Origin of the sequence: Streptomyces sp. 142MFCol3.1, from assembly GCF_000424945.1 — a bacterium.
Taxonomy (GTDB): Bacteria; Actinomycetota; Actinomycetes; order Streptomycetales; family Streptomycetaceae; genus Streptomyces; species Streptomyces siamensis.
Map to the genome: position 1 here is coordinate 62,665 of NZ_AUKV01000008.1, position 17,466 is coordinate 80,130.

A 17,466-nucleotide genomic window follows, 5' to 3' on the forward strand; every position below is an offset into this window, starting at 1 on the left:
CCGCTGGTTAGACTCGCTGGCATGTCTGGCCAGTCGCTGCTCGTACCAGGGGAGCTCTCTCCCACCCGTCCCGTCCCGGGAAACATCCGGCGTCCCGAGTACGTGGGCAAGCCCGCCCCCACGCCGTACACGGGCCCCGAGGTGCAGACGCCGGAGACCGTCGAGGCCATGCGGGTCGCCGGCCGCATCGCCGCGCAGGCGATGGCGGAGGCCGCGAAGCTCATCGCGCCGGGCGTGACGACGGACGAGCTGGACCGCGTGGCGCACGCGTACATGTGCGACCACGGCGCCTACCCGTCGACGCTCGGCTACCGCGGCTTCCCCAAGTCGCTGTGCACCTCCGTCAACGAGGTCATCTGCCACGGCATCCCGGACTCCACGGTCCTCAGGGACGGCGACATCATCAACCTCGACGTCACGGCGTACATCGGCGGCGTGCACGGCGACAACAACGCGACCTACCTGGTCGGCGACGTCGACGAGGAGTCGCGGCTGCTGGTCGAGCGGACCCGCGAGTCCCTCGAACGCGCGATCAAGGCCGTCAGGCCGGGCCGTCAGATCAATGTCATCGGCCGGGTCATCGAGTCCTACGCGAAGCGGTTCGGGTACGGCGTCGTCCGGGACTTCACCGGGCACGGGATCAACTCCTCCTTCCACTCGGGATTGATCATTCCCCACTACGACAGCCCGCACGCAACCACCGTCATCCAGCCGGGGATGACCTTCACCATCGAGCCCATGCTCACGCTCGGCACCCATGAGTACGACATGTGGGACGACGGGTGGACCGTCGTGACGAAGGACCGCAGGCGTACCGCCCAGTTCGAGCACACGCTGGTGGTGACGGACAGCGGGGCGGACATCCTCACCCTGCCATAGCCCGCAAGCCCTGCCGTAGCCCGGCAAGCGTTGCCGTGGCCCGGGAAGCATCGAGCCCGCCCTCCTCGGAGGGCGGGCTTCTCCGTGCCCGGTCGACCGGGCCGGGGTATGTTTTTACCGACAGACTGTCGGGAAAGTTCCCGACAGGTGGTCGGCAAGCTGTTGACTTAGGTAAGGCTTACCTTAAATGATGCGGCGTATGGACTCCTTCTCGGCACTCATCCGCACCGCCTCGCACGAGCAGCATGCGGAGGCGGAGACCTCGACGTTCATGACCGTCCTGCTGGGCGGCCGGCTCGGCGTCGAGGCCTACGCGCGCTACACCGAGCAACTGTGGTTCGTCTACGAGGCCTTGGAGGCCGCGGCCGACCGGCTGGTGTCCGATCCGGTGGCCGGCCCGTTCATCCGGCCCGAGCTGCTGCGCCGCACCGCCCTGGAGCGCGACCTGGCCCATCTCCGGGGCCCCGGGTGGCGGGAGTCGCTCGCCGCCCTGCCCGCGACCCGGTCCTACGCCGCCCGCGTCGCGGAGTGCGCGCGGGAGTGGCCCGGCGGCTATGTGGCCCACCACTACACCCGCTACCTCGGCGACCTCTCCGGCGGCCAGATCATCCGTGGCAAGGCGGAGCAGACCTGGGGCTTCGCCCGCAAGGGCGACGGCGTCCGCTTCTACGTCTTCGAGGGCATCGGCAATCCGGCCGCCTTCAAGCGCGGCTACCGCGAACTGCTGGACGCGGTCCCCGCCGACGACCTGGAGAAGCAGCGCATCGTCGCGGAGTGCAAGCAGGCGTTCGCGCTGAACACCGCCGTCCTCCGCGCCCTGGGCGAGGAGTTCCCGCTCACGGCGTGACCGTCGGAGGACCGGAACCGCGAGCGGCCTGCGGCGGCGAGCCGGAGGCCGCCCGATGCCTCGGCCCGGGACCGTCAGCGTTCCAGCAGGACCCGTCCGCCCACCTCGACCCAGCCGTGCGGCTGCGGAGCCGTGAGGATCTGCGAACCGGCGCCTTGCACGATGTTGAGAGCGCGGCCCAGGCGATCGGTGAGCAGCAGCGCCGCCGCGCCCGTCGCCTCGTCCTCGTCGATGCCGTCGTCACGGCCGGGGAAGGCACGGGCGCGCACACGGCCGGCCGCCTCGTCCTCCCACGCCCACGCGTAGATCCACTCCCCCGGCGGCGGCACGGTCAGCGCGTCGACCTCGGCGGCCGATCCGTACTGCCGCAGCGTGCGCTCCGGCGCCCACTCGGCCCGTGCCTCGATCCAGCTGAACTCGCCGTCGAGCCGTACCCCCACCGTCCCGGCGGGGGTGACCAGTTCGGGCACGTCGAGCAACCAGCCCACTCCCACGCAGGGATGCCCGGCGAACGGCAGCCGCAGTGTCGGCGTGTAGATGTCGATCACCCCGCGCTCGGGGTCGTCGACGAACACGGTCTCGCTGAACCCGAGCTTGGCGGCGAGCTCCTGCCGTTCCTCGCGGTCCGGCAGCACGGAGCCGTCGCGCACGACACCGAGCTCGTTGCCGTATCCGCCGCCGGGTCCGCAGAACACCCGGAGCACGTCGTAGTCAGTCACTCCGGCATTCAACATCACCCGAGCCGCGGACGCGTCCCGGACCGTGCCGCCAGCACCCCGAGGCCCTGGACACGTGCGCCGGACCCCGAGACCCCGACCCCGATACCCCGACCCGAAGGCCCGCGCCGCGTGGCCCGCGGAGGTGAGGTCGCTGGGGGGTGAGGTCACTGAAGGGAGGTCGAGTCCGTAACTGCCGTTCCGCGTGCGCCGCCGCTGCCCGACGAGCCGACGGCCGCACTCGGCATGCGGCACCGGGAGTCGGTGCCGCGGGTCTGCCGCGAAAGGGCGCGTGGCGGGGGACGCGGTGGTCGTGGTGCTGCACGATCCGGGGCTCGCGGCGTACGCGCACCGGGTGGCGATTCTGTGCGCCGGTCGTGCCGCGGCCGCCGACCCTCCGACCGAGGTCTTCACCGCCGGTCTCCTCGGCGAGGCCCACCGACGGCCGGACGAGGTGTTCCCGCACCCCGGGACGGGTGCCGTACTGCTCACACCCGACCGGACTCTTGACTTTCGCTTGACCATTTCATGGGGTCGGCTTTTGGCCACCGTGATCAGGCCGTGCCTGTACACCGTCTGTGAGAGCTGAATCACCGGAGGGGTGGGTACGAGTGAGGGAAGCCTCAGATAAGTTAGGTCAGCCTCACCATGCCGACGCGGTCACCGCCGTGCGGTTTGTCCGACTTCTCCTGGAGCCTGAATGCGAGCCGTCCGCCTCTCAGTTGTCACCGCTGCCGCCACCGCGGCAGCTCTGACCGCCGTCACGGGCTGCACCGAGAAGAGCGACGCCAAGAACGGTGACGCGATCCAGGTGACCGCCGCCGACAGCAAGTGCGACACCTCCGCCAAGACCGTCCCGGCCGGCCAGGTCACGCTCAAGATCGAGAACAAGGGGTCGAAGGCCACCGAGGTCGAGATCGTCTTCCCGGACGACCGGATCGTCTCCGAGAAGGAGAACATCGGGCCCGGCACCAAGTACACGCTGACCGCCGAGGTGAAGGCCGGTTCGTACGAGATCGCCTGCCGTCCGGGCATGAAGGGCCACGGCGTCCGCCAGAAGCTCACGGTCACCGGCGGCAAGGTCGCCGAGCGGGACCCGCGCCTCGACAAGGCCGTCGCCGCCTACCGCGAATACGCGCAGGAGCAGGCCGACGCCACGCTGCCCAAGGCCGAGGCGTTCGCGAAGTCCGTCAAGGACGGCGACATGGAGGCCGCGAAGAAGGCGTTCGCCGACTCCCGCCTCGGCTGGGAGCGCACCGAGCCCGTCGCGGAGTCCTTCGGGGACATCGACCCGAAGGTCGACGTCCGCGAGGACGGCCTGGAGGACGGCCAGAAGTGGACGGGCTGGCACCGTCTGGAGAAGGCCCTGTGGCACGACAAGAAGATCGGCGCGGAGGAGAAGACCCTCGCCGACCAGCTCGTCACCGACCTGAAGGACTGGCAGAAGCGGGTCGGCAAGGCCGAGATCACCCCGACATCCATGGCCAACGGTGCCAAGGAACTGCTCGACGAGGTCGCCACCGGCAAGGTCACCGGCGAGGAGGACCGTTACTCGCACACCGACCTGACCGACTTCAAGGGCAACGTCGAGGGCGCGCAGAAGGCGTACGAGCTCCTGAAGCCGGTCGCCCGGGAGAACGACGCGGCACTGACCACGGAGCTCGACAAGCAGTTCACGGCGCTCGACGCGCTGCTCGACACGTACCGCACGGACAAGTCCTCGTACGTCTTCACCTCGTACGACAAGGTCGGCAAGGCCGACCGCAAGGAGCTCTCCGACGCCGTGAACGCGCTCGCCGAGCCCCTGTCCAAGCTCGCCGCCGCCGTCGTGAAGTAGGAGCAGCACCATGACGGACACCACGGAAACCCCCGGAACCGCCGAGAACACGGGCTCGTCCGCGCCGTCACGGCGTTCGCTGATCGGCTGGGGCGGTGCCGGGCTCGCGCTCGGCGCCGCCGCGGCCGGCGGCGCAGTGGCGATGACCCGCACCGGCAACGACGTGGACCCGGCCGGCGCCGACGCGGGCGGCGCGGTCGCCTTCCACGGCGCACACCAGGCGGGCATCGCGACGCCGGTGCAGGACCGGCTGCACTTCGCCGCGTTCGACGTGCAGACGGACGACCGCGCCGAGTTCGTGCAGATGCTGAAGGACTGGACGGCCGCCGCCCGGCGGATGACCGCGGGGCACGCGGTCGGCGAGGGGGCGTACGGCGGTCTGGCCGAGGCGCCGCCGGACGACACCGGTGAGGCGCTGGGCCTCAAGCCGTCGCGGCTGACGCTGACGATCGGCTTCGGCCCCTCACTGTTCGAGAAGTTCGGGCTGAGCGACCGGCGCCCCGAGGCACTCGTCGATCTGCCGCAGTTCCCGGGCGACGCCCTGGAGAAGACCCGCAGCAACGGCGATCTGTGCATCCAGGCGTGCGCGGACGACCCGCAGGTCGCGGTGCACGCGATCCGCAACCTGGCCCGCATCGGCTTCGGCAAGGTCGTCATCCGCTGGTCCCAGCTCGGCTTCGGCAAGACCTCGTCCACCACCCCGGACGCGCAGACCCCGCGCAACCTGATGGGCTTCAAGGACGGCACGCGCAACATCGCCGGCACGGAGAAGGACCGGCTGGAGAAGTTCGTGTGGGTCGGCGAGAAGGACGGGCCCGACTGGATGGCCGGCGGCTCGTACCTCGTCGCCCGCCGCATCCGGATGCACATCGAGACCTGGGACCGCACCTCGCTCCAGGAGCAGGAGGACATCTTCGGCCGCGACAAGGGCGAAGGCGCTCCGGTGGGCAAGGCGAAGGAGCACGACAAGCCCTTCCTGAAGGCGATGAAGCCGGACGCGCACGTACGGCTCGCGCACCCCGACTCCAACAACGGCGTGACGATCCTGCGACGGGGCTACTCGTTCACGGACGGCACGGACGGCCTCGGCCGTCTGGACGCGGGCCTGTTCTTCCTCGCCTACCAGCGCGACGTGCGCAAGGGCTTCATCCCGCTCCAGCGCAGCCTGTCGCGCTCGGACGCGCTCAACGAGTACATCCAGCACGTGAGTTCGGCGGTCTTCGCCGTCCCGCCCGGTGTCCGCGGCAAGGACGACTGGTGGGGCCGGGCGCTGTTCTCCGAGGAGGCGTAGCCCAGTGTTCAGCAACTACCTGATCGGTCTGCGCGAGGGGCTGGAGGCGAGCCTCGTCGTCTGCATCCTGATCGCCTACCTGGTGAAGACCGGCCGCCGGGACGCGCTGCGGCCGATCTGGCTCGGCATCGGCGTCGCGGTCGCGCTGGCGCTCGGCTTCGGCTGCGCGCTCGAATTCGGCTCCCAGGAGATGACGTTCCAGGCGCAGGAGGCGCTCGGCGGCTCGCTGTCCATCCTGGCGGTCGGCCTGGTGACGTGGATGGTCTTCTGGATGCGGCGCACCGCGCGGCACCTCAAGAGCGAGCTGCACGGCAAGCTGGACGCCGCGCTCGCCATGGGCACGGGTGCCCTGGTGGCGACCGCGTTCCTGGCGGTGGGCCGTGAGGGCCTGGAGACCGCGCTGTTCGTGTGGGCGTCGGTGCACGCGGCCAGCGACGGCACGCCCCGCCCGCTGATCGGAGTGGCCCTCGGCCTCGCCACCGCGGTCCTGCTCGGCTGGCTGTTCTACCGGGGCGCGCTGCGGATCAACCTCGCCAAGTTCTTCACCTGGACCGGCGGCATGCTGGTCGTCGTCGCCGCCGGCGTGCTCGCTTACGGCGTCCACGACCTCCAGGAGGCCGACTTCATCCCGGGCCTGACGAACCTGGCGTTCGACATCAGCGGCACCATCGACCCGACGAGCTGGTACGGCACCCTGCTGAAGGGCGTCTTCAACTTCCAGCCGGACCCGACCGTCCTCCAGGTCACGGTGTGGGCGCTGTACCTGGTCCCGACGCTCGCCGTCTTCCTCGCCCCGGTAGGGTTCGCCTCCGGGAAGGGGAAGGTGAAGGCACCTGATGAGCAGGGATCGCACGGGTCGCAGCCCACGAACGCTTCGTAGTCTCAATCGATTCGCCCTGGCAACGGGGGCGTTGACCGTTCTGTCGCTGACGGCGAGCGGCTGCGTGGTGGTGCACGGCGAGCGGGAGGTCGTACCGGCGGCGACCCGGCCCGAAGCCGCCCGCGCGCTCAAGGACTTCACCACCGCCTACAACAAGGCGGACGAGGAGTACGACCGTTCGCTGGACGCGGACCGGGTCGCCGGGCCGCTCGCCGACATCGACGCCGCGAAGCTGAAGGCGGGACACAAGAACAACCCGGGCGGCAATCCGTCGCATTCGCCGCTGACGTTCACGGACGCCAAGTTCGTGATACCCGAGAAGGCCGCCTGGCCGCGCTGGTTCGTGGCCGACACGGCGGCCAACAAGGGCGTCAAGGGCAGCCGTTGGCTGCTCGTCTTCACCCGCCCGAGCGCCGACGACGTCTGGGCGGTGTCGTACCTGACGGTCCTCGCCGCCGGGGACGTGCCGAAGTTCGAGACGGACGAGGACGGCTGGGCCCAGCCCGTCACGGCCGACGACGCCGCCCTGGCGGTCGAGCCCGGCAAGCTCAGCCGGACCTACGCGGCCTATCTCAGGTCCGGCGGCGACGAGTTCGGCCCCGGAACGCACACCTCGCAGTGGCGGGCCCAGCGCAAGAAGTTCGCGAGCAAGCCCGGACTCGCCCGGCAGTACATCGACGAGCCGATGTCCTCGGGCGAGTACGCCCCGGTGGGGCTGCGCACGACGGGCGGCGGGGCACTGGTGTTCTTCACCACGCATCGCTACGAGAAGCAGACCGCCGCGGCGGGCACCGAGATCCCCGCGCCCACGGCGGACGTCCAAGCCCTGACGACCGGCGAGATCAAGCAGTCCCTCACCCTGGAGTTCGTCTCCAACCAGGTGGCCCTGGATCCGGCGAAGGGCTCGGGGGACCCTCGGGTCTCGGTACTGGGACGGATCGAGGGGCTGACGGGGGCGAAGGGCGAGTAGCCCGCCCGTCACGACGCACCGGGCACCGGCTCGGTCCCGTCACGTCGCACCGGACACCGGGTCGGTCCCGTCACGTCGCACCGGACACCGGGTCGGTCCCGTCACGTCGCACCGGACGCGGGGTCGGTCCCGTGCCGGCGACTCCAGTCACGCGGTCGGTCCGTCCCCCGTGCGGGCCGTCAGTGCCGGTGGGGCCAGGCGGCAAGCTGGTCCGTGTCCTGCTGCCCCGCGTGCCGGGCACACGCGTCGGTGAGGATCTCCAGCAGGCTGAGCGGGTCCGGCAGGGCGTGCTCGGGTCCGCGCACCCAGTCGACGGTCAGGTCGCCGGGGAGCCGGGCCGGCGGGACGAGGACGTAGGAGCCGCGGCAGTGCCAGCGGAACCCCGGGTGCTCGTCCATCGTCTCGGGGTGACAGTCCAGCTCGCAGGGCCACCACTCGTCCTCGTCCTCGGGCGTACCGCGGGTGAGGGTGAAGAAGAGCATCCGGCCGTCGCCGCTCTCGGCGACGGGACCCACCTCGATCCCGGAGGCGAGCATCTGCTCCAGCGCCTCACGGCCCGCCTCCAGCGGCACGTCGAGGACGTCGTGCACCATGCCGGTCGCGGTGATGAAGTTGGCCTGCGGCTGATGCCGGGCCCATCGCTCGATCTGGGCGCGGTCGGTGGTGGACTGCGTCTGCCAGGCGAAGGAGACCGGGTGGCGGGCGGGGGTGGGACAGCCGACGCGGTCGCAGGAGCAGCGGTAGCCGGAGGGGTGGGCGGCCTGCGCGAGCGGCAGTCCCGCGGCGGCGACGGCGAGCAGCAGGGCCTCACGCCCGCCGTCGTCGGCGGTCTCCTTCTGGCGGCGTCCACGCAGCCATTGGGAGATCCTGCCCTGCGCGCCGGAGCGGCGACCGAACTCTGCGCTCATCTATCCCCTCGCTAGCCGTTGGTCCCGACGACAACCATCCGGGGCCGACAGCCCGTTCCGGGGCCGTCCGCAAGCCCTATCGTCCCACCATCCTGCGCTCCGGGTGGCCAGAGCCCGCATCCGGGGTGGGTGGGGCCATGTGTTCGCCTCCTTCAAATCGAGTGTCATTGACCACTTTGCGTTGATTTACACCCCTACCGTGGTCGCCATGCTCACACGGACTGCCCTCGCCGGTCTGGTCACGCTCGCCTCGCTCGCCCTCGCCGGACACGGCGGCCCGCCGTCCCCGCTGGAGTGGGGCGCCGGACCCCTGACGGTGGACGCGCTGCCCCGCGTCGTCCACGTGGCGCACCGCGGCGGCGCCCGGGAGGTACCGGAGAACAGCATGTCGGGCCTGGTGACGGCCTACGAGCGGCGAACGGCCCAGGTCCTCGATCTGGACACGCAGATGCTGCGCGACGGGACCATGGTCGTGATGCACGACGCGACCCTGGACCGCACCACCCACTCGCACGGCCGGGTCCGGGACCTGACCGCCGAGGACTGGCGGCGGGTGCGGCTGCGCCCCGCGGAGGGGCTGCCCGGCAGCTGGCCCGCGGAGCGGCCGCCGACCGTCGCCGAGGTCCTGGACCGGTTCGGCGGGCGGATCGTGCTGACGATGGAGGCGAAGGATCCGCGCAGCCTGGACGCGCTGGCCGGCATGGTCCGCGGCCGCGGCCTCACCCGCTCGGTTTTCGTCAACACCAACGACCCGGTGATGGCCCGTCGTATCCACCGGCTGGGCCTGCTCAGCCAGCTGTGGCGCTCGGCGGCCCAGATGCGCCGCGACCGGCCCGCGCGCTGGGCCTCGTTCCTGGACGTGCTCGACGTCGACCACAAGGCTCGCGAGGCCGATCTGGAGCGCGCCGTGCGCTCCGGCGTGCCGCGGGTGTGGGCGCACACCGTGGTCACCCCGGCCGATCGGGACCGGGCGCTCGCGCTGGGCTGCGACGGGATCGTCACGGACGCTCCGGGCCGCCTGGCGGCGGACGAGCGTGCCTCCGCCGTGCCGTCGGCCGTCCGTCCGGGGGCGACCCGCTAGCGACCGGGCGGTCCGCGGTCCGGCGGAGGTCCGCGCGTGTGGCGCGTGGCCCCGGTCGGCGGCCCGCCGTCCGGCGGACGGTCCGCGATCCGGCGGCCGTCCCTGGGCCTGTGGCCCGTGGCCGGCGGCCCGCCGGTCCCGTGCCCCTGCCCTGGCCGGCTGCTCGGCGGTCCCGCGGTCTGCCGCCGGACGCGCGGTCTTCTGGCCCCTGGCCGCTCAGCGCGGGGCGATCCCATGGAGGGCGTAGTCGACGAGCGTGTCGGTGTAGTCGTAGGAGATCGGGCCGGTGCGCTGGAGCCAGCGCTGGGCGAGCGGGGAGACGAACAGCTCCAGGGCGATCCGGGGGTCGACGTCCGCGCGCACGTCGCCGCGGTCCTGCGCCGAACGCAGCCGCTTCACGTACAGCTGGAGCTGGGGTTCGAGGAGCTTGGCGACGAACTCGGCGCCGATCTGGTCGTTGACGACGCCCTCGGCGGCCAGCGCGCGGGCCGGCGCCTCGAAGGCGGGGTTGATCAGTTCGTCCACGGTGGCGCGCAGGACCAGCCTGAGGTCGGCGGCCAGGTCGCCCGTGTCCGGGATCTCGTACGGCTCCTGCCCCGCGGACCGCTCGCCGAGGTCCATGAACGCCTCCAGCAGCACGTCCGCCTTCGACGGCCACCAGCGGTAGATGGTCTGTTTGCCGACCCCGGCGCGGGCCGCGATGCCCTCGATCGTGGTCCGCGGGTAGCCGACCTCGCCGACGAGGGCGAGGGCGGCGTCGAAGATCGCTCGACGCGACCTGGCGCTGCGACGGGTGGCGTCCGGGGTGGGTTTCTCGGCCATGAGGGAAATTTACCAAGCGGGCGATACGCTCCGTCTCGCCTCCGGCCGGAGCCCGCCCGGCCCCGGCGGACACAACCCTTTCGGCTCCCGGGCACCGCGCACCCCTCGGCGCACCATGGCACCAACTGCCCCTGCGGTTGCGTAAGGAGCCCTCCTTGCACCCTCCCCGGCGCGCCACGCCCCGGCGCTATCTCATGTGCCCGCCCACGCACTTCGAGGTCACGTACGCCATCAATCCGTGGATGAATCCCGCCAAGCCGGTCGACGTGCCGCTCGCCGTCGCCCAGTGGGAGGACCTCCGCGACCGGTACCGCTCCCTCGGCCACACCGTCGAGGAGCTCGAACCCCGCCCCGGGCTGCCGGACATGGTCTTCGCGGCGAACGGCGCGACCGTCGTGGACGGCCGGGTCCTCGGTGCCCGGTTCGCGCACCGCGAGCGCGCCCCGGAGGCACCGGCCCACCTGGAATGGTTCCGCGCGCACGGCTTCCCGCGGGTACAGGAGCCGGTGCACGTCAACGAAGGGGAGGGCGACTTCACGGTCACCTCGTCCTACCTGCTCGCGGGCCGCGGCTTTCGCGCGAGTCCCCTCTCGCACGGAGAGGCCCAGGAGTTCTTCGGCCGCCCGGTGATCGGGCTCGACCTCGTCGACCCGCGCTACTACCACCTGGACACGGCACTCGCGGTCCTGGACGACAGCGCGGACGAGATCATGTACTACCCGCCGGCCTTCTCCCCCGGCAGCCGCGAGGCACTGCGCAGACTGTTCCCCGACGCCCTGATCGCCACCGCCGAGGACGCCGCGGCGTTCGGGCTCAACGCGGTCTCGGACGGCCTGCACGTACTGCTCCCCCAGGCCGCGACGGGCCTGCTGGAGCCCCTGCGGGAGCGCGGCTTCGAGCCCGTCCCGATCGACCTGAGCGAACTCCTCAAGGGCGGCGGCAGCGTGAAGTGCTGCACCCAGGAGCTGCGCTCCCAGGGCCCGCCGGGCGTCGCGGGACGTACCGGCGTGTGACGTCAGGCCCTACGGGGTGTCGGCGGGCGGCCACGCGTCACCCCACTCCGCGTCACGGGCCGCCCGGTACAGCGGTCCGTGACGCTTCGTCACCGTCTCCCGCCGCAACGACTCGTCCGGGCCGCACAGGTCCAGCAGCACCTGCCCCTTGCGGATCTGCGGCTTGCGCACAACCCGGGAGGCCGCCGGCTCGGGCAGGAAGCGGGTGGCGGCCACGTAGCTGAACTTCTCGTCCTCGTAGGGCAGGGAGCCGCCCTTGACCCGGCGGTGCAGGGAGGAGCGGGCGACCCGGGCCGAGAAGTGGCACCAGTCCTCGCCGGGCACGATGGGGCAGGCCGCGCTGTGCGGGCAGGGGGCGGCGACGTGGAACCCGGCGTCGATCAACCGGTCGCGGGCCTCGATGACGCGGGCGTAGCCGTCCGGGGTGCCGGGCTCGATGATCACGACGGCCTGAGCGGCAGTGGCCGCGGCGGCCACGACGCTGGCGCGGTCGTCGTCGGTCAGTTCGCCCAGGACGTAGGAGACGGTGACGAGATCGGTGCTCTCGACGGTGAGCGCCGCCCCGATGCGGGAGCGCCGCCACTGCGCGGACTTCAGCTCGGGATTCGCGGCGGCGATCTCGCTGCCGAGCGCGAGCGCGGGTTCGGCCCAGTCGAGGACCGTCACCGGGCGGGTGCCCTCCCAGGTGGCGTTCACCGCCCAGGTGGCGGCGCCGGTGCCGCCGCCGACGTCCACGTGGCTGCCCGGGGCCCAGCCGGGCACCGCGTCCGCGAACTCCTCCAGCGCGGCGCGCACCGCCTCGAACGTCGCGGGCATCCGGTATGCGGCGTACGCGACGACGTCCGAGCGGTCGCGGAGGATCGGCGCGTGCGTCGGGGTGGTCCCCCGGTAGTTGGCGATCAGCCGTTCCACGGCCTGCGCGGCGGCCTTCGGCGGCAGGCCCTCCAGCAGCCCGGCGAGGGCGGTGCGCAGGGTGTCGGCGGGGGGAAGGGGGGCGTTCACCCCGCGATTCTACGGTCGGCGCAGACACCCTCCGGCCGGCGCCGACAGATCTCCAGCGGCGCTCTGCACCGCCTCCGGCCCCACCCGGCGTACGCGGTCGGGGGCCGGCCCGACCCGGCCCGCACGGTCCGCGGCCGACCCCAGGCTGAGTGCACGATCCGAAGCCGAACCCACCCGGCGTGCACGATCCCAAGCCGGCCCCAGGCGGCGTGCACGACCCGAAGCCGACCCCACCCGCCGTGCGCGACCCCACCCGATGTGCCGCGGTCCGGGGACCGGCGCCCTGGGGCCGCGGCCGTCACGTGCAGTCGCGCACCGCGCGGGCCAGGCGGGTGGCGGCCGCCGCGCGGGGCGCGCTGTCCGCCGGCCGGCGCCGCGGGTGCACCGTGTTCGCGAGCAGTACGAGGAACGTGTCCGTCGCGGGGTCCAGGACCAGTGACGTCCCCGTGAACCCGGTGTGCCCCACCGCCCCGCGCCCCGCGAGGTCCCCCATGAACCAGGCCTGGTCGAGGGCGAAGCCGAGCGCGGGCGGCCCGAGCATCAGCTCGACGAAGTCGGGGCCGAGGATGCGGGCGGGCCCGTAGGAGCCGCCCGAGAGCAGTGCGCGGCAGAAGACGGCGAGGTCGCGCCCCGTGGAGAAGAGCCCCGCGTGCCCCGCCACCCCGCCCAGCGCCCACGCGTTCTCGTCGTGGACCACGCCCCGTAGCATGCCCCGGTCCACCTTGCCCCAGGGCCGCCGCTGGTCCTCGGAGGCCGCGGCGCCCGGGCAGGGGCCGAAGCCGGTGGCACGCATGCCGAGCGGCCGGGTGATGCCGTCCCGGACCAGGACCTCCAGGGAACGCCCGGTGACGCGCTCCAGGACGTACTGGAGCAGCAGCAGGTTGAGGTCGGAGTAGAGGTACTCGCCCGGCGCGGACGAGGGCGCCTCGGCCCGCAGCCTCGCGAGCCGCACGGTGTCGTCCGGGTAGTCGTACAAGGGCAGTTCGGGCCGCAGCCCGGAGGTGTGCGTGAGCAGCTGGCGCACGGTGAGGCCGTGTTCGGCGGCCGCGTGGAACTCCGGCAGGTACGCGCCCACCAGCGCGTCGATGCCGAGGGTGCCGCGCTCCAGTTGCTGCACCGCGGCGACCGCGGTGAACAGCTTGGTGAGCGAGGCCAGGTCGAAGGGCGTGTGCACGCTCATCGGCACCCGTGCCCCGGGTGGCAGCTCGACCCCGGTGTCGGTCTCCTCGTCGTACGCCGCGTAGCGCACCGCCCACCCTGCCGCCTCCTCGACGGCGACGACCGGGCCGCGTCCCGCGATGAGGACCACGCCCGCCGCCCAGGGGTCGGCTCCGCGCGTGAGCGCGCGGACCTCGCTGACGAGGTGACGCAGTTCTCCGGGGTCGAGCCCGGCCCGTTCCGGTGTGTCGATGCGCAGTCTGGGTGCGCTCAGCTGTCCGCCGCCTTTCCGTCCGGTGCACGTCCCGTCTGCCAGGGACGGCACAGTCCCACGAAGCAGGCGACGGCCACCAGTACCGCGCCCAGTTGGACGACGGCCATCGGGACGGCGGTGTGCTCGCCCGCGACGCCGACGAGGGGCGAGGCGATCGCGCCGATGAGGAAGGAGGAGGTGCCGAGCAGCGCGGAGGCGGAACCGGCCGCGTGCCGCACCCGCATCAGGGCGAGCGCCTGGGTGTTGGGCAGGGCCAGGCCCATCGAGGACATCAGCACGAACAGGGCGGCGGCCACCGGGGCGAGGCCGACCTCGCCGAAGAGGCCCGTGGACATCAGCAGCAGCGCGGTCGCCGCGAGCGCGACGAGGGCGAGGCCCGCGGCGAGTGCCTTGTCGAGGCTGACCCTGCCGACCAGGATCTTTCCGTTGATCTGGCCGACGAGGACGAGACCGACGGAGTTGAGGCCGAAGAGCAGGCTGAAGGTCTGCGGTGAGGCGCCGTAGATCTCCTGCACGACGAACGGCGACGCCGAGATGTAGGCGAACAGTGCGGCGAAGGCGAACCCACCTGTGAGCATGTACCCGGTGAAGACGCGGTCCGCGAGCAGACCCCGCATGGCGTGCAGCGCCATGCCGACGCCGCCGCCGTGCCGGTCCGCGGGCGGCAGGGTCTCCGGCAGTTTCGTCCAGACGACCGCGGTCAGCGCCACGCCGACCACCGTGAGGACCACGAACACGCCCCGCCAGTCGGTGACGCGCAGGATCTGGCCGCCGATGAGCGGCGCGACGATCGGGGCGACTCCGGAGATCAGCATCAGGGTGGAGAAGAAACGTGCCATGGCCACGCCGTCGTACAGGTCGCGGACGACGGCCCGGGCGATCACGATGCCCGCCGCGCCGGCGAGTCCCTGGGCGAGGCGGAAGGCTACGAGGAGTTCGACATCGGGGGCCAGAGCACACAGCACGGTGGCCAGGACGTAGACGGCGAGGCCGGCGAGGAGCGGACGTCTGCGGCCCCACTTGTCGCTCATCGGGCCGACGACGAGCTGTCCGAGCGCCATGCCGGCGAGGCAGGCGGTGAGGGTGAGCTGCACGGTCGCGGCGGGTGCGTGCAGGGCCTTCGTGACGTCCGGCAGCGACGGGAGGTACATGTCCATCGCCAGCGGGGGTGTGGCGGTGAGGCCGCCGAGGATGAGGGTGACGAGGAGTCCGGTGCGGCGCGCGGCTCCGTTGCCGGCGGGTGCGTCCGAGTGCGGGCCGGGGAGCGGGTCGCCGGGTGCGCCGAGGACGGTGTCCGTGGCCGGGCGCGGGCCGGGGAGCGTGTCCGGGTGCGCGGCGGGCGCGGCGCCCGGGTGCGGGTCGGCCTCGGTGGCCGCCGCGTCCGGTATGTGTCCGTCCGGGCCTTCCCGGCCTTCCTGGTCCCGCGCGGTGCGGCCACGCTCGGGCATACGCCCCTCCCTCTCCGAATGATCCGCCACCTATGCTCTCAGTTCGAACGGCGTGTTCGGGTCACAAGGACAGGGCGCGGGGCGGACAAGGGGCGGGAATGACGGACGAGCGCGACAGCGTGCGGTGGGGGATTCTGGCGACCGGCGGGATCGCCGCGTCGTTCACGGCGGATCTGGTGGACATGCCGGACGCCGAGGTCGTGGCCGTGGCCTCGCGGACGGAGGCCTCCGCGAAGACGTTCGCGGAACGGTTCGGGATACCCAGGGCGTACGGGGACTGGGCATCGCTCGCCGAGGACACGGACGTCGACATCGTGTACGTCGCCACTCCGCACGCGGCGCACCGGACGGCGGCCGGGCTTTGCCTGGAGGCGGGGCGCCATGTGCTGTGCGAGAAGGCGTTCACGCTGAACGTGCGTGAGGCCGAGGAGCTGGTGGCGCTCGCGAAGGAGCACGACCGCTTCCTGATGGAGGCCATGTGGATGTACTGCAATCCGCTGGTCCGGCGGCTCAAGGCGCTCGTCGACGACGGCGTGGTCGGTGAGGTCCGCACGGTGCAGGCCGACTTCGGTATCTCGGGGCCGTTCCCGCCCTCGCACCGGCTGCGCGACCCGGCACAGGGTGGCGGGGCGCTCCTCGATCTGGGTGTCTACCCGGTGTCGTTCGCGCAGCTGCTGCTCGGGGAGCCGTCGGACGTCGTCGCGAAGGCGGTGCTCTCGGACGAGGGGGTCGACCTCCAGACGGGAGCGCTGCTCACCTGGGAGAGCGGCGCTCTCGCCTCGGTGCACTGCTCCATCAACGGCGGCACGCCCGTGTCCGCTTCCATCACCGGTTCCGAGGGCCGTATCGACCTTCCGGACGGCTTCTTCTTCCCCGAGCACTTCGTGCTGCACCGCGACGGCCGTGAGCCCGAGACGTTCTCGGCCGATCCGGCGTCCGGCCCGCGCGACAGCCTCAAGCACGAGGCCGCCGAGGCGATGCGCGCGCTGCGGGCCGGTGAGACCGAGTCCCCGCTCGTCCCCCTCGACGGCAGCCTCGCCGTGATGCGGACACTCGACGCGATACGGGACCGGATCGGCGTCCGCTACCCGGGCGAGGCCGCCTGACACGAGGCAGGGGCGGCCGCCGACGGCGCCGGTCGCCCTCTTCTTTGCCTCTGTCCCTGCCTCTGTCCCGGTGCCATTGCCACTGCCACCGTCGCTGTCGCTGTCGGGGCGGACCCGGGCACCCTTAACCCTTCCGCAGTGCGGACCTTCCCTTCCGCACCACGGACTCTCCCGTACGCTGCGGCTGCATGAATGCCATGAACGCTCAGCACACGAAGATCGCGGTGGTCACCGGGGCGGGCTCCGGCATCGGCCGCGCGGTGGCCGTGGAACTGCTGCGCACCGGCTGGTCGGTGGCGCTGGCCGGACGCCGGACGGCGACACTGGAGGAGACGGCCGCCCTGATGCCCGGGGCCCCGTCGACGGCCGTCCGCACGGACGTCGCACGCCCCGACGACGTGGCCGCACTCTTCGCCGCCGTGCGCGACCGCTTCGGACGGCTCGACCTGCTCTTCAACAACGCGGGCACGTTCGGCCCTGGCGGCGTCCCGCTCGAGGAGCTGCCGTACGACGCCTGGCGGCACGTCGTGGACACCAACCTCAACGGCGCGTTCCTGTGCGCGCAGGCGGCGTACCGGCAGATGAAGGAGCAGGACCCGCAGGGCGGCCGGATCATCAACAACGGTTCCATCTCGGCGCACGCGCCCCGCCCGCGGTCGGTGGCGTACACCGCGACCAAGCACGCGCTGACGGGGCTCACCAAGTCGCTGTCCCTGGACGGGCGCCCGTACCGGATCGCGTGCGGTCAGATCGACATCGGGAACGCCGCCACCGACATGACCGTGGGGATGCGGACGGGAACGCTCCAGGCCAATGGCGAACTGGCGGTCGAACCGGTGATGGACGTCGCCGACATCGCGCGCACCGTCCGGCACATGGCCGAACTCCCTCTGGAGGCGAACGTGCAGTTCGCGACGGTGCTGGCGACGACGATGCCGTACGTGGGACGCGGCTGAGGCCGTCGCGGCGGCCCTCCGCGCGGTTCACCAACGGCGCGCCAAGAACTGGTCAACGACTCAACTTACACAAACGGAAGCTGAAGCTCCGTACCGTATAAGCCGGTCAAGGGCCTATGCTCAACACCTCCTCCACGAGAGCTTCACACTTGGAGCACCAGACTTCGGTACGACCACGGTCCATACCGAGGGGGGAGGTGGCAGCCGTTCCGCGGCCCGGAAGGGGGCGGACCTCGCGCGGGACCGCGAGGTAAGCACCGGACCGCGGGGCGGCTGCC

Annotated in this window: 16 protein-coding genes and 1 pseudogene; 11 read left to right on the forward strand and 6 right to left on the reverse strand. The window is 72.1% G+C overall.

What is annotated here, in order from left to right; genetic code table 11:
* Positions 1-21: 21 nt before the first annotated feature.
* Together map and H305_RS0113145 are read left to right on the forward strand one after the other, a co-directional pair.
* Positions 22-879: a type I methionyl aminopeptidase gene (gene map / locus H305_RS0113140; protein ID WP_028800802.1), complete on the forward strand. Its 858-nt coding sequence runs from the start codon at positions 22-24 to the stop codon at positions 877-879.
* Between the two features lie 199 nt (positions 880-1,078).
* The gene (locus tag H305_RS0113145) at positions 1,079-1,726 is read left to right on the forward strand and encodes a heme oxygenase (biliverdin-producing) (protein WP_028800803.1); all 648 of its coding nucleotides are present in this window, start codon (positions 1,079-1,081) and stop codon (positions 1,724-1,726) included.
* A 74-nt stretch (positions 1,727-1,800) separates the two neighbouring features.
* Here H305_RS0113145 and H305_RS0113150 read toward each other — a convergent pair whose 3' ends face one another.
* Complete coding sequence (locus tag H305_RS0113150) at positions 1,801-2,445, reverse strand: PhzF family phenazine biosynthesis protein (protein ID WP_028800804.1); 645 nt, start codon at positions 2,443-2,445, stop codon at positions 1,801-1,803.
* A gap of 201 nt (positions 2,446-2,646) precedes the next feature.
* On the opposite strand from H305_RS0113150, the pseudogene H305_RS54700 reads away from it, so the two are divergent.
* From H305_RS54700 to H305_RS0113175, 5 genes and pseudogenes are all read left to right on the forward strand, one after another.
* Positions 2,647-2,947 (forward strand): annotated as a pseudogene (locus H305_RS54700) (hemin ABC transporter ATP-binding protein); the annotation flags it as partial.
* A gap of 195 nt (positions 2,948-3,142) precedes the next feature.
* The gene (gene efeO, locus H305_RS0113160) at positions 3,143-4,279 is read left to right on the forward strand and encodes an iron uptake system protein EfeO (RefSeq protein WP_028800806.1); all 1,137 of its coding nucleotides are present in this window, start codon (positions 3,143-3,145) and stop codon (positions 4,277-4,279) included.
* 10 nt (positions 4,280-4,289) lie between these two features.
* Positions 4,290-5,570, forward strand: coding sequence for an iron uptake transporter deferrochelatase/peroxidase subunit (gene efeB / locus H305_RS0113165; RefSeq protein WP_028800807.1), 1,281 nt, complete (start codon positions 4,290-4,292; stop codon positions 5,568-5,570).
* A gap of 4 nt (positions 5,571-5,574) precedes the next feature.
* Positions 5,575-6,450 (forward strand): iron uptake transporter permease EfeU, encoded by an 876-nt coding sequence (gene efeU, locus H305_RS0113170; RefSeq protein WP_028800808.1) that lies wholly within the window; start codon positions 5,575-5,577, stop codon positions 6,448-6,450.
* Complete coding sequence (locus H305_RS0113175; RefSeq protein ID WP_028800809.1) at positions 6,407-7,420, forward strand: hypothetical protein; 1,014 nt, start codon at positions 6,407-6,409, stop codon at positions 7,418-7,420. The genes efeU and H305_RS0113175 overlap by 44 nt, the downstream gene beginning before the upstream one ends.
* 179 nt (positions 7,421-7,599) lie before the next feature.
* On the opposite strand, the gene H305_RS0113180 is transcribed toward H305_RS0113175, so the two are convergent.
* Positions 7,600-8,328, reverse strand: a complete 729-nt coding sequence (locus tag H305_RS0113180) for a bifunctional DNA primase/polymerase (protein WP_028800810.1) — start codon at positions 8,326-8,328, stop codon at positions 7,600-7,602.
* 208 nt (positions 8,329-8,536) lie between these two features.
* Between H305_RS0113180 and H305_RS45660 the strand changes: the two genes are divergently transcribed.
* The gene (locus H305_RS45660; protein WP_051370558.1) at positions 8,537-9,409 is read left to right on the forward strand and encodes a glycerophosphodiester phosphodiesterase; all 873 of its coding nucleotides are present in this window, start codon (positions 8,537-8,539) and stop codon (positions 9,407-9,409) included.
* 216 nt (positions 9,410-9,625) lie between these two features.
* Here the strand turns inward: H305_RS45660 and H305_RS0113190 are convergent, their stop codons facing one another.
* On the reverse strand, positions 9,626-10,231 hold the full coding sequence (locus H305_RS0113190) for a TetR/AcrR family transcriptional regulator (protein WP_028800811.1): 606 nt from the start codon (positions 10,229-10,231) through the stop codon (positions 9,626-9,628).
* 155 nt (positions 10,232-10,386) lie between these two features.
* Between H305_RS0113190 and ddaH the strand changes: the two genes are divergently transcribed.
* A complete protein-coding gene (gene ddaH / locus H305_RS45665; RefSeq protein WP_420708054.1) occupies positions 10,387-11,244 on the forward strand; it encodes a dimethylargininase in 858 nt (285 codons plus the stop codon).
* 9 nt (positions 11,245-11,253) lie between these two features.
* Here the strand turns inward: ddaH and H305_RS0113200 are convergent, their stop codons facing one another.
* The 3 genes from H305_RS0113200 to H305_RS0113210 all read right to left on the reverse strand — a co-directional run bounded on the left by H305_RS0113200 (position 11,254) and on the right by H305_RS0113210 (position 15,126).
* Positions 11,254-12,246 (reverse strand): small ribosomal subunit Rsm22 family protein, encoded by a 993-nt coding sequence (locus H305_RS0113200; RefSeq protein WP_028800812.1) that lies wholly within the window; start codon positions 12,244-12,246, stop codon positions 11,254-11,256.
* Between the two features lie 298 nt (positions 12,247-12,544).
* A complete protein-coding gene (locus H305_RS0113205; protein WP_028800813.1) occupies positions 12,545-13,729 on the reverse strand; it encodes a serine hydrolase domain-containing protein in 1,185 nt (394 codons plus the stop codon).
* Positions 13,675-15,126: a multidrug effflux MFS transporter gene (locus H305_RS0113210; protein WP_051370559.1), complete on the reverse strand. Its 1,452-nt coding sequence runs from the start codon at positions 15,124-15,126 to the stop codon at positions 13,675-13,677. Before H305_RS0113210 ends, H305_RS0113205 begins: the two co-directional genes overlap by 55 nt.
* A 98-nt stretch (positions 15,127-15,224) precedes the next feature.
* Here H305_RS0113210 and H305_RS0113215 point away from each other — a divergent pair, with 98 nt between their 5' ends.
* Together H305_RS0113215 and H305_RS0113220 are read left to right on the forward strand one after the other, a co-directional pair.
* A complete protein-coding gene (locus H305_RS0113215) occupies positions 15,225-16,232 on the forward strand; it encodes a Gfo/Idh/MocA family protein (protein ID WP_028800815.1) in 1,008 nt (335 codons plus the stop codon).
* 188 nt (positions 16,233-16,420) lie between these two features.
* Positions 16,421-17,188: an SDR family oxidoreductase gene (locus H305_RS0113220; RefSeq protein ID WP_420708055.1), complete on the forward strand. Its 768-nt coding sequence runs from the start codon at positions 16,421-16,423 to the stop codon at positions 17,186-17,188.
* Positions 17,189-17,466: the final 278 nt, after the last annotated feature.

Bases quoted from the DNA above. Each gene is read 5' to 3' on its own strand.
- efeB (WP_028800807.1), top strand. From the start codon at position 4,290: ATGACGGACACCACGGAAACCCCCGGAACCGCCGAGAACACGGGCTCG.
- H305_RS45660 (WP_051370558.1), top strand. From the start codon at position 8,537: ATGCTCACACGGACTGCCCTCGCCGGTCTGGTCACGCTCGCCTCGCTC.
- map (WP_028800802.1), top strand. From the start codon at position 22: ATGTCTGGCCAGTCGCTGCTCGTACCAGGGGAGCTCTCTCCCACCCGT.
- H305_RS0113215 (WP_028800815.1), top strand. From the start codon at position 15,225: ATGACGGACGAGCGCGACAGCGTGCGGTGGGGGATTCTGGCGACCGGC.
- H305_RS0113145 (WP_028800803.1), top strand. From the start codon at position 1,079: ATGGACTCCTTCTCGGCACTCATCCGCACCGCCTCGCACGAGCAGCAT.
- H305_RS0113220 (WP_420708055.1), top strand. From the start codon at position 16,421: ATGAATGCCATGAACGCTCAGCACACGAAGATCGCGGTGGTCACCGGG.
- H305_RS0113175 (WP_028800809.1), top strand. From the start codon at position 6,407: ATGAGCAGGGATCGCACGGGTCGCAGCCCACGAACGCTTCGTAGTCTC.
- H305_RS0113210 (WP_051370559.1), bottom strand. From the start codon at position 15,126: ATGCCCGAGCGTGGCCGCACCGCGCGGGACCAGGAAGGCCGGGAAGGC.
- H305_RS0113180 (WP_028800810.1), bottom strand. From the start codon at position 8,328: ATGAGCGCAGAGTTCGGTCGCCGCTCCGGCGCGCAGGGCAGGATCTCC.
- efeO (WP_028800806.1), top strand. From the start codon at position 3,143: ATGCGAGCCGTCCGCCTCTCAGTTGTCACCGCTGCCGCCACCGCGGCA.
- H305_RS0113190 (WP_028800811.1), bottom strand. From the start codon at position 10,231: ATGGCCGAGAAACCCACCCCGGACGCCACCCGTCGCAGCGCCAGGTCG.